We start from the raw sequence: 14,342 nt of genomic DNA on the forward strand, positions 1-14,342 counted from the left end.
GCGGGCTCCTCAGGATGAGGACAGAGTGCTTGGCTGCAGTTTCAACGGGCACCGAGGTTGATGAGCCTCATCCTGAGAAGGCGCGTGAGCGCCGTCTCGAAGGACGAGGCGTGCGCGCAGGCCGCCGCAACGAGCCATTTGCGATGGCCCTCTCCCACAAGGGGGAACGCAGCTCGCTTGTTGCGCCGTCTCTCCTGAAGCGACGAACAGCGCCTACTTCCGCATCCTCGCCTTGGCGCCCGCGACGATCTGCATGACGACGCCGGCGAGCCAGGCGCCGAGCCCCAGCCAGGCGTAGCTGACGTGCGGCTCCAGCCGGAGCACGATGATCGCGACGGAGACGAAGGCGATGAGCGTGGCCAGGAGCGTGCCGGCGGCGCTCATGAATTCGGCGGCGTCGATCTGGCTGTGCGCATCGTCGAACGGCAGCTGCGGCGTATCGATGCCGAGATAGAAGCCGATGCCGCCGAGCAGCATCATCAGGAGCAGGAAGCCCTGCGTGGTGAGCACGGGAATGGTCGACCCCACATAGGCGCCGACGAACAGCCCGCACGCGGCCCCGGCCATCGCAAGGCCGACGCGCTCGAACACGTGTGCAGCTTTCCGGACAGGATAACGCATGGGCAGCCCTCCATTGCCTCGACCGCGCGAGGCTAGGCCAGTTTTGAAGGGCGTGGAAGCTCGGGGAAGCTACGGAGGGGTTGGGGGTGGCCTTGATTCCCTTTCCATGATGGCCGGGCTCGTCCCGCCTCCGCGGCCGAAGCCGCTTCGGCGAGGCGTCAGCCCGGGCATGACGACCTCTTCAATGTCTCCTGCCGCAGCGGGGAGAGGAAGACTTCACCTCGCCCCGAACGTGGTCTTGCCGAACAGCGCCTTCTGCGTCGAGGGCTGCGAGCGCCAATATTGCGGGGGCGCTTCGACCTCGCCGCCGAGCTCGGCCGCGGCGTGCCAGGCCCAGCGCGGGTCATAGAGCATGCCGCGGGCGAGCGCGACCATGTCGGCCTTGCCGGATGCCACGATCTCTTCCGCGAGCCTTGCTTCCGTGATGAGGCCGACGGCGATGGTGGGCAGGCCGGTCTCGCGCTTGATGGCCTCGGCAAACTGCACCTGATAGCCGGGGCCGAGCGGAATCTTCTGCAGCGGCGAGACGCCGCCGGAGGAGGCATCGATCCAGTCGACGCCGCGCGCCTTCAGCGCCTTCGCAAATTCGATCGTCTGCGCCAGGTCCCAGCCGCCCTCGACCCAGTCGGTCGACGACACCCGCATGCCCACGGGCTTGTCATCCGGGAACGCGGCGCGGACCGCGTCGAACACTTCCAGCGGATAGCGCATGCGGTTCTCGAGGCTGCCGCCATATTCGTCGGTGCGCTTGTTGGAGATCGGCGACAGGAACTGATGCAGCAGATAGCCGTGCGCGCCGTGCACTTCGATGGCGTCGATGCCGAGCCGCGCGGCGCGCCTGGTCGAGTCGACGAAGGCTTCGCGGATGCGCTTGAGGCCCGAAGCATCCAGCGCCACGGGGGCGGCCTCGCCCTCCTTGTGCGGCAGCGCGCTCGGACCGACCGTCTGCCAGCCGCCTTCGCTGAGCGGAATCAGCTGGCCGCCGTCCCAGGGACGCGCGCTCGAGGCCTTGCGGCCGGCATGGGCGAGCTGCATCGCGATGGCGGTGGAGGAATGCTTGCGCACGGATTTGAGGATCGGCTCGAGTGCGGCTTCGCAGGCATCGTTGTAGAGCCCGAGGCAGCCCGGCGTGATGCGGCCGATCGCCTCGACATGGGTCGCCTCGATGCAGAACATCGCCGCGCCCGACAGGCTGAGATTGTTGATGTGGGTGAAGTGCCAGTCGGTGGCGACGCCGTCATCAGCCGAATACTGGCACATCGGCGACACCACGACGCGGTTCTTCAACGTCAGGCCGCGCAGCTTGATCGGGGAAAACAGGGCGCTCATGCGAGGGGATCCCGGACTGGAGAGATGGAAGCGATTGCATGAAGATTAGCGCGTGCGCAGCGAAATGCCAGTTGCGCGGCGGACATGGCCCACCGGGACGGACTGCATTGCGCTGAACCGGATCCGCGCCTCGCTGGTTGGGGACGATGGGGACTACCAGCGCAACGTGCCCCTACGGCTTGATGCCTGCGGCCTTGATCAGCTCCTGATTGGCCACCAGCTCGCGCTTGACGAGGTCGTCCATCTCGGCGGGCTTCATCGGCCTCGGTTCGAGCCCGAGCTTTGTCAGGCTCGCCTGCATCGCCGGCGTGGCCAGGACTTTCTCGGCGGTCGCGTGCAGCTTGTCGACGATCTCACGCGGGGTCTTCGCCGGCACGAACACGCCGAACCAGATCTCGCTGTCGGCGTCCTTCAAGCCGATCTCGCCCGGCGTCGGCACATCGGGCAGCTCGGCAACGCGCTTCGGTGTCGAGACCACCAGCGCGCGGACCTGGCCCTCGCGGATCAGCGGCAGCGCGGTCGCCAGCGGGCAGAAATACAGATCGATCCGCCCGCCGAGAATGTCGGCGATCACTTCCGGGCCGGCGCGATACGGCACATGGGTGGCCTCGATGCCCGCGGCGTAGCGGAACTTCTCGCTCGAGATGTGCACGGCGCTGCCGATGCCGACCGAGCCGAACGAGATCGAACCGGGCTTTGCCCTGGCCTCAGTGATGAAGTCCTGGATGGTTTTCCAGGGGCGCTCCTTCGGCACGATCATCACATTGGCACCGGATCCGATCATGAACACCGAGGCGAGATCGCGGCTGGGGTCGAAGCTCGCATTCGGGAAAATCAGGGGCGCAACGGTCAGCGCCGACGACTGGGCGAGCAGGCTGTAGCCATCGGGATCGGACTTCGCGACCGCCGCTGATCCGACCATACCGCCGCCGCCGGCGCGGTTTTCGATCACGATCGGCTGACCGAGTTCGGCGGAGAGACGCTCGAACACCAGCCGCGGCAGCACGTCCGCCGCGCTGCCCGGACCGAACGGAATGGTCGCCTTGATCAACCGCGCCGGCCAGTCTTGTGCCTGGACTTGTGTTGCGGCGGCGATCCAGAAGGACGCATACAGACAAAACACGCGAAGGAACCTGGTCATCGACATCTCCGATCGAGTCACGCGATCGTTGCAAGAACCGTTCCGGTGCGATCGTCTACTCCGCCAGCGTGAATTGCAGCAGCAGGGTCCGCTGCAGCATCGAGAAATTGTCGTCGGAGATCAGCGTCAGCACCGTCTCGCCGTCGCTCGTGACGTGGGCGTCGATGCCCTCCATGTTGTCGATCTCGTGGCCGAGATCGGCGGCGAACAGCGCGGGGCCATCGACCAGTGCACCCGGTGCGATCGATTTGAGCGGGATCGAGCGGATGCGGATGTTGACACCGGTGAACCAGGAGAATTTGCGCTCGAGGATGAGCAGCTCGCCGGAAGGCAGCAGCACGGCATCGCTGATGTCGTAATTCTCGGTGCGCCGCACGCTGAACTGGCCCGGCGTGGGGCCGCCGATCAGCAGGGCGACGAGATTGCCGTCGGCGTCGAGCCCGCGCTCGGAGAAGGCGATCAGGGTGCCCGCGAGCGGCTGCCCCTGACCTTGTTGGGCCTGTCCTGGAGCCTTGGGCACGAAGACCATCGCCTCCAGCCCCTTGTTGTAGGGCAGCTTGCGCAAGGCCGGCGGAACGGCGATCGCCTCGCCGCGGGCGCTCGTGCCGCCCTTGGCGAAGTCGTAGCGCAGGATCTGGTTGACGCGCTCGAGCCCGACATAGACGAGGTTGCCGTCGCGCGCGAGCGATTCGGAATCCCACCACAGGTGCTTCTCCGTGATCGGCCGCCCCTCGGCGCCGAGCAGCGGCGCGGCCTCGACGTCGGCGAGGCCAACCATCTCGCGGCCGGAATAGCGGATGGTGCCGGTGAACCAGCCGCCCTGGTCGGAGATCGACAGGAACCGCTCGCCCTTGCCGTCGAGGAAGCGGATGCCGGACAGGCCGCCGAAGCCGCGATAGGGCGAGGTCAGCACCAGGCCGCTGCGATAGTCCAGCGCGCCGAAGCGGGTGCGCGAGCGGTCGCGCGGTTCGAAATTGGGGATGGGGCGCGCGTTGACCTCGACGCTGACGGGCGCGGCGACGGCGTGCTCGACCTGGAGCGGCCGCGGTGGCGGCTCGGCCCTGGCTTGCGCCTGCGCGAGGCGCGAGAGCGCGAGAGTGGAAAATCCCGCCGCTGCGTGCCCGAGAAAGCTGCGGCGGGACGAAAGCGCGCTCACGAATGCAGTTTGCGTCGCGGGCGACCGGGTGCTTGCGTCGGCGCCGTGTTGGTCTCGCTGAAGAGCTCGGCGAGCTTCTCGGTGATGGCGCCGCCGAGCTCCTCGGCGTCCACGATCGTCACCGCGCGGCGATAATAGCGCGTCACGTCATGGCCGATGCCGATCGCGATCAGCTCGACCGGCGAGCGGGTCTCGATCTCCTCGATGATGTGGCGCAGATGCCGCTCGAGATAATTGCCGGGATTGACCGACAGCGTGGAATCGTCGACCGGCGCGCCGTCCGAGATCATCATGAGGATCTTGCGCTGCTCGGGCCGGCCGAGCAGGCGCTTGTGCGCCCAGTCCAGCGCCTCGCCGTCGATGTTCTCCTTCAGGAGACCCTCGCGCATCATCAGGCCGAGATTTTTCCGCGCACGACGCCACGGAGCATCCGCCGACTTGTAGATGATGTGGCGGAGATCGTTGAGGCGGCCGGGATTGGCCGGCTTGCCGGCGGCAAGCCACGCCTCGCGCGATTGCCCGCCCTTCCAGGCGCGCGTGGTGAAGCCCAGAATTTCGACCTTGACGCCGCAGCGCTCCAGCGTGCGCGCGAGAATGTCGGCGCAGGTCGCGGCGACCGTGATCGGGCGCCCGCGCATCGAGCCGGAATTGTCGAGCAGCAGCGTCACCACGGTGTCGCGGAACGTCGCCTCCTTCTCGTGCATGAAGGACAGCGGGTGATAGGGATCGGTGACGACGCGCGACAGCCGCGCGGGATCGAGGATGCCCTCTTCGAGATCGAACTCCCAGGCGCGGTTCTGCTGCGCCATCAACTTGCGCTGCAGCCGGTTGGCGAGGCGGGCGACGATGCCCTGCAGATGCGCGAGCTGCTTGTCGAGATAGGCGCGCAGCCGCTCCAGCTCGTCATGGTCGCAGAGGTCCTCGGCGGCGATCACCTCGTCGAATTTCGGCGCGAAGGCGTGGTATTCCGGCCCGCGCGGCTCGTTCTTGCCGTGCGAATTCGGACGCGTCGCCTCACCCGGCGTCTCGTCGTCGCCGAGCTCGCCGTCGTCGAACGTATCAGACGTCGAGGCCTGCGCGCTTTCCATCGCGCTCTCGCTCATCTCTTCGGACGAGGCCTGCGCCTGGTCGGCGCTCATCTCCTGCGCGGCGTCGGAATCGGGCGAGCCTTCGGCGCCGGACTGGTCGTTGTCGCCGTCCTGGTTCTCGTCGTTCTCGTCATTGTCCTCGGTGTCGGCGTTGCGCTCGTCGCCGAGCTCGAGCGCCGACAACAGATCGTGCACGGCATCGCCGAACCGGGCCTGGTCCTCGACCACGCCGTCGAGCCGGTCGAGCCGCTTGCCGATCTTGTCTTCGAGGATGGGCCGCCAGAGGTCGACCATCTTCTTGGCCGCGGCCGGCGGCGCCATGCCGGTCAGGCGCTCGCGCACCAGCATCGCCAGCGCGTCCGCGAGCGGTGCATCGGCACGGTCGGTGATCTCGTCGAACTTGCCGCGATGGAAATGGTCGTCGAGCATCGCGGTGAGGTTCTTGGCAACGCCCGCCATGCGGCGCGCGCCGATCGCCTCGACGCGAGCCTGCTCCACCGCCTCGAACACGCCGCGCGCCTGCGGATTGCCCGGCATCAGCTTGCGGTGAACCTTGGGATCGTGACAGGCGATCTTGAGCGCGATGGAATCGGCATGGCCGCGGACAATCGCGGCGTCGCGCTTGGTCATCTTGCGTGCCGGCTCGGGCAGCCGCGCCTTGCCGGGCGCAAGGCCTGGCCGCTCGGCGGCGAAGGAGACGTCGAGCTCGGGCGATTTCGCGATCGCCTTCAGGCAGGAGGCCACGGAGCGCTTAAACGGCTCGGTCGGCGCTTCCTTGTTGGTGCGGAATTTGGAGCTGGAGGTGGTCATATCACCTTAAATCCGTCGTCCCGGCGAAAGCCGTCCGGGTCCCGGCTTTCGCCGGGACGACACGCCGAGGAAGATCAGCTGAGTGCCACGTTCACCGACGATTCCGGCAGCTCGGCGTTGAAGCAGCGCTGATAGAATTCGGCGACCAGCGGACGTTCGAGCTCGTCGCACTTGTTGAGGAAGGTGACGCGGAAGGCAAAGCCGATATCGCCGAAGATGTCGGAGTTCTCCGCCCAGGTGATCACCGTGCGCGGGCTCATCACCGTCGACAGGTCGCCATTGGCGAAGGCGTTGCGGGTGAGATCGGCGAGGCGCACCATCTTGTTGACGATGTCGCGGCCTTCCTGGGTGCGATAGTGCTTGGCCTTGGCCAGCACGATCTCCACCTCCTCGTCGTGGCCGAGATAGTTCAGCGTGGTGACGATCGACCAGCGGTCCATCTGGCCCTGGTTGATCTGCTGGGTGCCGTGATAGAGGCCCGACGTGTCGCCGAGGCCGACCGTATTCGCCGTGGCGAAAAGCCGGAACGCCGGGTGCGGCTTGATCACCTTGTTCTGGTCGAGCAGCGTCAGGCGTCCGGAGACCTCCAGCACGCGCTGGATCACGAACATCACGTCGGGGCGGCCGGCGTCGTATTCGTCGAACACCAGCGCGACGTTGTGCTGGAGCGCCCAGGGCAGGATGCCGTCGCGGAATTCGGTGACCTGCTTGCCGTCGCGGACAACGATGGAGTCCTTGCCGACGAGGTCGATGCGGCTGATGTGGCTGTCGAGGTTGACGCGCACGCAGGGCCAGTTCAGGCGGGCGGCGACCTGCTCGATATGGGTGGATTTGCCGGTGCCGTGATAGCCGGTCACCATCACGCGGCGATTGCGGGCGAAGCCGGCGAGAATCGCGAGCGTGGTGGCGCGGTCGAAGCGGTAGTCGGAATCGACTTCGGGCACGTGAGGATCGACTTCGGAATAGGCCGGGACTTCGAGATCGCTGTCGATCCCGAACACCTGGCGCACCGACACTTTCATGTCGGGCAGACCGGAAACTTCCTCAACTTTGGACATGGCGGCGGTCGTCATCAATCCTCCGAGGTCCCGGGCGGTCCCGAAACCGGTTATTCGCACGTTGGCTGCGGCTGGGTGCTGGACAGCAACCTATCAGAGACCAGTGGCGGGCAGAAGCCCGCCCTCCAATCAAAGTTCCATTGTCTTTTCATTTAGATAGGCAAGGAACGCAGTTTTTGGAGGGCTGCCTTGCGAATCACGCCCGGATTCCGGGCGGGGTAACGCCGCTGCCTGCCCAAATGGCACTCTTGCCGCACGTGCTTACTTAGATAGGGTCTGAACTCCGATGCTCCAGCCCGCCGCAGAGACGACGTGACGTCCTTCCTCGATCCACTCATCGCCTTCGTCTCGGCCCATCCATGGCTGGGCTATCTGACCCTGTTCCTGGCGGCGTTGCTCGAAGCCGTGCCGGTGGTGGGATCGGTGATTCCCGGCTCGACCATCATCCTGGCGCTGAGCGCCCTGATCCCGGGCGGCGAGCTCAAGCTGCAATGGGTTTTGCTGGCGGCAGCGCTCGGCGCCGTGCTCGGCGACGGTTCGGCCTACTGGATCGGGCACCGGCGCCAGCGCGAGATCCTGAACACCTGGCCGCTGACCAATTATCCGCGCGTGGTCGCCGAGAGCGAGAGCTTCTTCCACCGCTTCGGCACTTGGGCCGTGTTCTTCGCCCGCTTCGTGCCGCCGGTCCGGGCCTTCGTCCCCGTGACCGCCGGCGCGCTCGGCATGGCGCCGGCCAAATTCTACGCGGTGAACATCCCGGCAATCCTGGCCTGGGCGCCCGCGCATGTGCTGCCGGGGGTGTTGGCGGTTTCAGCCTTGCATCATTATGCCGGGCTGCATCATCACGAGCATGTCGGGAAGCACATCTGGATCTTGACCGTGGTCGGGGGTGCGATCGTGCTCGCACTGGCGCTGTGGATCCGTCACCGCCGCAACGGCGTCACGGCAGCGAAGTCGCAGGCGTGAGGCGATTTACTGCTCGTCCTGGCGAGAGTCAGGACCCATTCATGCGTGTACATGTGAAATCCGTCAGCCCGCGTGGACGCCCGCCGGAGTCCGATAGGGAACCCTTGACAGAAGGGGAAGTCCTTTGGCTCGGAAGCTGTAGCGCAGGCCGCCGCAGTGGGTGAACGTCGTGCTGGCGTTGTGCCGACGAAGCTGCAGAGGCCGCCAGCAATAGCAATTTGGGCCTGATCAACAGCCCTTCCGGCGCTCCACTAGGTGGCGGCCGATTCTGGCTGACTGATGTTGGCGTACTAAAAAGGCTTACCTGGTTCGCCGGGACTCATTGCTGCCAGTCCGCACGCTCGTTCTGACGCCGAAACTGGATCACTTCGATGATTGTTCCGTCCGGATCCTTGAAGCAAAGAAAGAGACAATCGATACCGTGCGACTTTACGCCCGCGGCTGTCTCGTAACGCGAGATGGGACCGCTGAACTCGACGCCCCTTCTCTTCAGCAACGCCTCGGCTTCGAAGATGTCGTCCACTTCGAAACAGAGTCTGCCAATCCCGACATTGTCGAGCGTTGGATATGCCTCTCCCTTCGTAGGCGGATCGAGAAACTGGATGATGTCAAGAAACGGGCGCTTCCTTCCCGGGATCTTCATGAATACGGCTCGAAATCGCCTGCCATTCGGCAGGCCAAGACCGGCCCACACCCCGGCGCCTTCTTCGAAGATGTTGTCGTCGAACTTCTCGAATCCCAGCATCTCGTAGAACGGGATACTGCGTTCGAGGTCCCGCACGCAGATGTTGGCGTGCACCCACTCTCGAATGACAATTCTGCTCATCGTCGATTTCCTCCAGTCACGCATGCGTCTGCCGGACTGCAGTGCAAGGGGGTCGGAGCAACCCCCTTGCACCTGCCAGGGCCGGGGCTCAGTCCTGCCAGAATGATTTCGACACCTTGCGGCGGGCAGCCCTCGTGTCGGGCTTCGCGAAGTCTTCCATGCCTTCGGTGGCGAAGCGGCCAGGCTTGCTGTCGAACGGCTGGATGGGCACTTCGAACGCCATCGCGGAATGGGTCGGGAGGTCGGCGCTCTGGTTGAGCACGAACTTCGAACGGCGGAGCGTTACCGGATTCTTCGCCCCGACAACCGAGATCAATGCTTCCACTTCCTTGGTGAGATCAGCAGGCTTGCAGATGCGATTGACGAGATTGTACCGCTCTGCGGTCTCGGCGTTGAACAACTGACCGATCAGGTTCCATTCCTTTGTCTTCCGTCGTCCAGCGAATTTCTGGAGCCTCGTTACCCCGCCCCAACCCGGGGTGATGTCCCAGTCGATCTCGGGCATTCCCCATCGACTGCGATCGGTCGCAATGACGAAATCGCACGTAAGCGTCAGCTCCAGTCCGCCGCCGGTACAAACACCGTCGACCGCGGCAATGGTGATGCAGGTGAGGTCTTCGATCATCTGCGCCGTTTCTTGATATTGCCGGCACTGCCAGTAGGCGTCTTCGTCCTTCCAGGAGAGGAAGTCCTTGATGTCGTCACCTGCGCAGAAGGTGTCGCCATTCCCCCGGAAAACGAGGAAGCGGCAGGCCCGGTCCTTCTTCACCTTGCGCACGGCGTCCGCGAGCTCGTCCGACATCTCCTTATCGAGAGCGTTGTGCGCATTCGGCCGGTTGAATGTGATCCGGGTAATGGTGTCTTCGCGATCAAAGATGATGTGCTTGTAGGACAAGGCGGCCTCCCATATTCGGTTGCGTAACGATACTTACATCGCATAGTCCGTATCGTTATGCAACCGAATTTTTGGTCCACCGGCCGGATTTTGTCTCGTCGGCGAATTTGGACAGGAGACGTCAGGGCGCCTGCAATGTCAGTCCAAGTTCTTCGGCAGATGATTCCGAAAGCAGGAATTTCTGGACCTTGCCGCTTGCGGTCAGCGGAAAGGACTCAACGAAACGCACGTATCTGGGGATCTTGTAGTGAGCAATCTTGCCTCGACAGAACGTCCGAAGCGCCTCGGACGACACGTCGGCGCCTGACTTCAGAATGATGCAGGCACACAGCTCTTCACCGAGCTTGTCATCCGGGACACCGACGACCTGAACGCTGCCAACGGCCGGGTGACTCATCAGGAACTCTTCGATCTCGCCGCAGGAGATGTTCTCCCCGCCGCGAATCACGATTTCCTTCACCCGGCCCACGATCTTGCCGTAACCGTCATCGTCGAACGTGCCGATGTCGCCGGTCCGGAGCCATCCGTCGACATCGATCGTCTGGGCAGTCGCCACCTCGTCACCCCAATAGCCCAGCATGGTCGAATAGCCCCGAACCTGGATCTCGCCGGGCTGACCGATCGCAACGACTTCCCCGGCGGGATCCACGATTCGGACTTCGACGTGCGGGACTACGCGTCCAACCGACGTCACCCGGCGAACGGGCGCGTCGCAAGGCGAGGTAACCATGATCGCGGAGTGGGCCTCGGTCATTCCGTATCCGTTGACGACGTCCCTCATGTTCATTTCGGCCATTATTCGCTGCAGCAACTGCATTGGAACGACTGCGCCCGCGATGATGCCGCCGCGCAGGGATGAAAGGTCGCGCGACCTGGCCACGAGATTCTCGAGCTCTGCGGCGAACATCGTGGGCACTCCATAGAGAAGGGTGCATCGCTCTGATTCCACTGCTGCCAGCACCTGATCGGCATCGAAGGCGTCCGTGGGGTGAACGATCGTCGCGCCTCTCAGCATCGCGAGGAGGTTGCCGGTGAGCATGCCGAAGATGTGAAAGAGCGGCAGCGGAACGCAGATCGAGTCGCTTTCGCGGATCTCGATTACTTCACCGGTGAACCACGCGCTGTTGAGCAGCCCGCGATGGCTTAGTGTCGCAGCCTTGGGAGCCCCCGTCGTTCCGCTCGTGAACTGGATATTGATTGGGTCGGTCGGACGGAGATCGCGAGGCCAGTCGTCGAAGCCCGCGGCCAGCGCGGCCTCACCGGCAGCGGCAATATCGTGAAAGCGATGGACGCCGGCAAAGTGAGAGCTGGACGTGCAGATGAGGGTTCTCAATTCCGGAAGTGCGCTCGACTGAAAATCGAACGGGTCGCCGCGGCCGATCTCGGGCGATATTTCCGTCAGCATGTCGAGATAGCGACTGCCTTTGAACGAGTGGGCGAATACGAGCGCACGGCAGCCGACCTTGGCCAGGGCGTAGCGGATTTCGTTCACACGGTATGCCGGGTTCAGGTTGACGAGAATGAGCCCAAGCTTGGCTGCGGCGTATTGCGTCAGCGTCCATTCAACGCAATTGGGGGCCCAGATCCCTATGCGGTCGCCAGGGCGCAGCCCGAGGGACCAAAAGCCGGCCGCGACCCGGTCAACCTGTTGACCCAACTCACGATAGTTGAGTTGAACTCCCTGATGACTGACGATGAGCGCGGTATTCCGAGGGCGACACGCCACGACTTCGTCGAATGCCTCGCCGATCGTCTTTTCGAGCAGGGGAGCGGTCCGCTCCCCTGCAAACTGGCTGCGCTTTGCTGTCGAGACGTCGTTCAAGGCACCGCTCCGGCAAGGATGAAGATCGAGTCGGTTGCATACGGCTACTTATCATGTCGAGTAGCGTTGTGCAACCGAAATGCCATTACCGGGAGGTATTCATCATGCAAGTCAAACCATCTGGCTTATTGTTGCTCGGACTGCTGGGATTTGCAGCATTCACGGCGCGCGCAAACGCCGGCGGGACGTACGACGTCGGAGCCAGCGACAATGAAATCAAGATCGGAAACATCCTCGCCTATAGCGGGCCGGTCTCGAGTCTCGGCGTCATCGGCCGGGTCGAAGCCGCCTATTTCAAGAAGATCAACGACGAGGGCGGCATCAACGGCCGCAAGATAAACTTCATTTCGTACGACGACGCCTACTCACCGCCGAAAACGGTGGAACAAGCTCGCCGTCTCGTCGAAAGCGATGAGGTGCTGCTGATTTTCAATCCAGTCGGCACCCCGACCAACGCTGCAATCCAGAAATACATGAATACGAAACGCATTCCCCAACTCTTCGTGGGCGGAGGGGCGACGCGTTGGGACAATCCGTCCGAATACCCCTGGACCATGGGGTTTCAGCCGAACTATCAGGCAGAGGGACGCATCTTCGCAAGGTACATCCTGAAGGAGAAGCCGGACGCCAAGATCGCGGTTCTCTATCAGAACGACGACCTGGGAAAGGACTACCTCAAGGGCCTGAAGGACGGGCTCGGCTCCAGGGCGTCATCGCTCGTCCTGGAAGGTTACGAGGTGACCGAACCGACCATCGACTCCCATATCGTGAAGCTTCGTGCCAGCGGAGCCGACGTCTTCATTGCGGTGGCATTGCCGAAAGTTGCGGCTCAGTCGATTCGGAAAGTGGCCGAGATGAACTGGAAGCCAATGTTCATGCTGTCGAGTATCGGCGCGTCCATAGGTACGGTCATCCGGCCAGCGGGCTTTGAGAACGCGCAGGGAATTGTCTCTACCCAGTACCTGAAGGACGCATCTGACCCGCAATGGAAAGACGATGAGGAAAAGAAGCGCTTCGATGCGTTTGTCGCGAAGTACATTCCGGACGTCGACAAGAACGATTACTTCGTCGTCTATGGATACGCCATCGCCCAGACGCTCGTTGAGGTCCTCAAGCGGTGTGGTGACGATTTGACACGTGCAAACGTCATGAAGCAGGCGGCGAGCCTCAACAAATACCGTCCGGACATGCTGCTGCCGGGCATCACGCTCAACACCAGCCCGACAGACTTTGCGCCCATGAAGGAGATGAGGATGATACGGCTGACGGGCGAGAGATGGGAAACGTTCGGCGACGTCGTCTCGGCATCGGATGCCAGGAACTGACACCGGGCGGTCGCGGGGCGCAAAGCTTTACGGCCTCTTGCGCTTCGCACTTCCCGAACCGGACTGCTTTTCGCTTTTCGGCGAGGCGAACGGCGGTTTGCCGGCCTGCGTCACCTCGACGTCCTGCGGCGCAGGCGGCTTGCCGCAGCATCCGCAAACCACTTCGACCTGAAGCGGTTCGGCGCAGGAAAGGTGGAGAGGTCGGGCAGCCGATGACTTCGGGTTTGATTGCCGCCCCCACTCGATGAGGGTGAGCAAAACCGGGCACACGGCCTTGCCCCGATTGGTCAATCGATACTCGTACCGCGGCGGCCTCAGTTGATACTCGACCCTTTCGATCAGGCCGCTGGCCACGAGGTGGTTCAGCCTCGCCGTCAGCGTCGTTCTCGCAACGCCGAGGACACTGTGGAAATGTTCGAACTTCGTGACGCCCGCCAAGGCGACCCATAATATCAAAAATCCCCAGCGGTCGCCGATCAGCGCGAGCGTGCGGCTGACCGACGTTGGCCGCCCCGACGTGTACAACTCTGGGCGCGAGGAAACGCGAACCGCAGCCACGGCATCATGGGCGGTCTTGGCAATATCGCTCAGGTCGATACGGATGTCTTCCGCGTGGAGTTCACGCCGGCAGCACGAGCAGATGCTCTTGGGATGCAGGATGTTGCCGCACGACTTGTGCTTCAGGACGACTGGCGCGTCACCGTCGAGCCAATCGTCGCCCCATTTCATGAGGGTCAGCGCGTATGGGTACGTGGCCAGACCGTGCTTTGTCAGCCGGTACTCCAGCAGGTCGGATCGATCTGAACTTTTGCGGCGTTCCAGAAGGCCGTAATTCACCAGCATGTTGAGCCGGTCAGTCAGCGTGTTCTTGGCAATGGAGAGATTGCGCTGAAACTCGCCGAATCTGCGCACTCCGAAAAACGCTTCTTGCTGAATCAGAAAACTCCAGGAATCGCCGAGCACATGCAAGGCATAGTCCAGAGGCGATTTCGTTGCCTTTACGACAGGGTGGAGTTTCATTGCCATCGTTATGCGAAGGAGGGAACAGGACAGCCAATAACGAAAATGGATATCGAGTAAGTATCATACCGCAACCTGTTGATCGGACGCAACGTAGCGTGTCGCGGTGTGGGTCGCGCGATTTCCATTCAGGCAGCATGGACGTTCTGGATTGACAGGAGCGTGGAGCGATGAGCTCTAGCTCGAAAATCCTCTGCGTCGCGCTTCGGGTCAAAAGCCTCCGGACACTTTGAACTTCCTCCGAATGAGTGGACACCTGTAGTAGGCTCGTTGAGCCTGGAGGTG

12 protein-coding genes are annotated in these 14,342 nt (G+C 63.3%); 2 read left to right on the top strand and 10 right to left on the bottom strand.

Going from position 1 to position 14,342, the window contains the following annotated elements; translation table 11 throughout:
- Positions 1-213: 213 nt before the first annotated feature.
- The 6 genes from AX729_RS05105 to cobS all read right to left on the bottom strand — a co-directional run bounded on the left by AX729_RS05105 (position 214) and on the right by cobS (position 7,218).
- The gene (locus tag AX729_RS05105) at positions 214-621 is read right to left on the bottom strand and encodes a hypothetical protein (RefSeq protein ID WP_061020822.1); all 408 of its coding nucleotides are present in this window, start codon (positions 619-621) and stop codon (positions 214-216) included.
- 216 nt (positions 622-837) lie between these two features.
- On the bottom strand, positions 838-1,950 hold the full coding sequence (locus tag AX729_RS05110) for an NADH:flavin oxidoreductase/NADH oxidase (RefSeq protein WP_061020823.1): 1,113 nt from the start codon (positions 1,948-1,950) through the stop codon (positions 838-840).
- A gap of 172 nt (positions 1,951-2,122) precedes the next feature.
- On the bottom strand, positions 2,123-3,091 hold the full coding sequence (locus AX729_RS05115) for a Bug family tripartite tricarboxylate transporter substrate binding protein (RefSeq protein WP_061020833.1): 969 nt from the start codon (positions 3,089-3,091) through the stop codon (positions 2,123-2,125).
- A 55-nt stretch (positions 3,092-3,146) separates the two neighbouring features.
- Positions 3,147-4,247 (bottom strand): esterase-like activity of phytase family protein, encoded by a 1,101-nt coding sequence (locus AX729_RS05120; RefSeq protein ID WP_061020824.1) that lies wholly within the window; start codon positions 4,245-4,247, stop codon positions 3,147-3,149.
- A complete protein-coding gene (gene cobT / locus AX729_RS05125; RefSeq protein ID WP_061020825.1) occupies positions 4,244-6,145 on the bottom strand; it encodes a cobaltochelatase subunit CobT in 1,902 nt (633 codons plus the stop codon). Before cobT ends, AX729_RS05120 begins: the two co-directional genes overlap by 4 nt.
- Before the next feature lie 74 nt (positions 6,146-6,219).
- Complete coding sequence (gene cobS / locus AX729_RS05130; protein ID WP_061020826.1) at positions 6,220-7,218, bottom strand: cobaltochelatase subunit CobS; 999 nt, start codon at positions 7,216-7,218, stop codon at positions 6,220-6,222.
- Positions 7,219-7,515: 297 nt separating this feature from the next.
- Here cobS and AX729_RS05135 point away from each other — a divergent pair, with 297 nt between their 5' ends.
- Positions 7,516-8,169 carry a DedA family protein gene (locus AX729_RS05135; protein ID WP_061020827.1) on the top strand — a complete coding sequence of 218 codons (654 nt, stop codon included), beginning with the start codon at positions 7,516-7,518 and terminating at the stop codon, positions 8,167-8,169.
- Between the two features lie 319 nt (positions 8,170-8,488).
- Here the strand turns inward: AX729_RS05135 and AX729_RS05140 are convergent, their stop codons facing one another.
- The 3 genes from AX729_RS05140 to AX729_RS05150 all read right to left on the bottom strand — a co-directional run bounded on the left by AX729_RS05140 (position 8,489) and on the right by AX729_RS05150 (position 11,712).
- Positions 8,489-8,995, bottom strand: coding sequence for a VOC family protein (locus tag AX729_RS05140; protein WP_197433532.1), 507 nt, complete (start codon positions 8,993-8,995; stop codon positions 8,489-8,491).
- 88 nt (positions 8,996-9,083) lie between these two features.
- A complete protein-coding gene (locus tag AX729_RS05145) occupies positions 9,084-9,890 on the bottom strand; it encodes an enoyl-CoA hydratase/isomerase family protein (protein ID WP_061020829.1) in 807 nt (268 codons plus the stop codon).
- Between the two features lie 121 nt (positions 9,891-10,011).
- Entirely contained in the window at positions 10,012-11,712 is a 1,701-nt protein-coding gene (locus tag AX729_RS05150; RefSeq protein WP_061020830.1) for an AMP-binding protein, read from the bottom strand.
- A gap of 104 nt (positions 11,713-11,816) precedes the next feature.
- On the opposite strand from AX729_RS05150, the gene AX729_RS05155 reads away from it, so the two are divergent.
- Complete coding sequence (locus AX729_RS05155; protein WP_061020831.1) at positions 11,817-13,037, top strand: ABC transporter substrate-binding protein; 1,221 nt, start codon at positions 11,817-11,819, stop codon at positions 13,035-13,037.
- A 27-nt stretch (positions 13,038-13,064) separates the two neighbouring features.
- Here the strand turns inward: AX729_RS05155 and AX729_RS05160 are convergent, their stop codons facing one another.
- On the bottom strand, positions 13,065-14,000 hold the full coding sequence (locus AX729_RS05160) for a winged helix-turn-helix transcriptional regulator (protein WP_245325064.1): 936 nt from the start codon (positions 13,998-14,000) through the stop codon (positions 13,065-13,067).
- Positions 14,001-14,342 lie beyond the last annotated feature (342 nt).

Source organism: Bradyrhizobium sp. CCH5-F6 (assembly GCF_001556045.1).
Lineage (GTDB): Bacteria > Pseudomonadota > Alphaproteobacteria > Rhizobiales > Xanthobacteraceae > Bradyrhizobium.

Coding starts and splice junctions, on each gene's coding strand:
- AX729_RS05105 (WP_061020822.1), bottom strand. CDS start 621: ATGCGTTATCCTGTCCGGAAAGCTGCACACGTGTTCGAGCGCGTCGGC.
- AX729_RS05110 (WP_061020823.1), bottom strand. CDS start 1,950: ATGAGCGCCCTGTTTTCCCCGATCAAGCTGCGCGGCCTGACGTTGAAG.
- AX729_RS05115 (WP_061020833.1), bottom strand. CDS start 3,091: ATGACCAGGTTCCTTCGCGTGTTTTGTCTGTATGCGTCCTTCTGGATC.
- cobT (WP_061020825.1), bottom strand. CDS start 6,145: ATGACCACCTCCAGCTCCAAATTCCGCACCAACAAGGAAGCGCCGACC.
- cobS (WP_061020826.1), bottom strand. CDS start 7,218: ATGACGACCGCCGCCATGTCCAAAGTTGAGGAAGTTTCCGGTCTGCCC.
- AX729_RS05140 (WP_197433532.1), bottom strand. CDS start 8,995: ATGAGCAGAATTGTCATTCGAGAGTGGGTGCACGCCAACATCTGCGTG.
- AX729_RS05155 (WP_061020831.1), top strand. CDS start 11,817: ATGCAAGTCAAACCATCTGGCTTATTGTTGCTCGGACTGCTGGGATTT.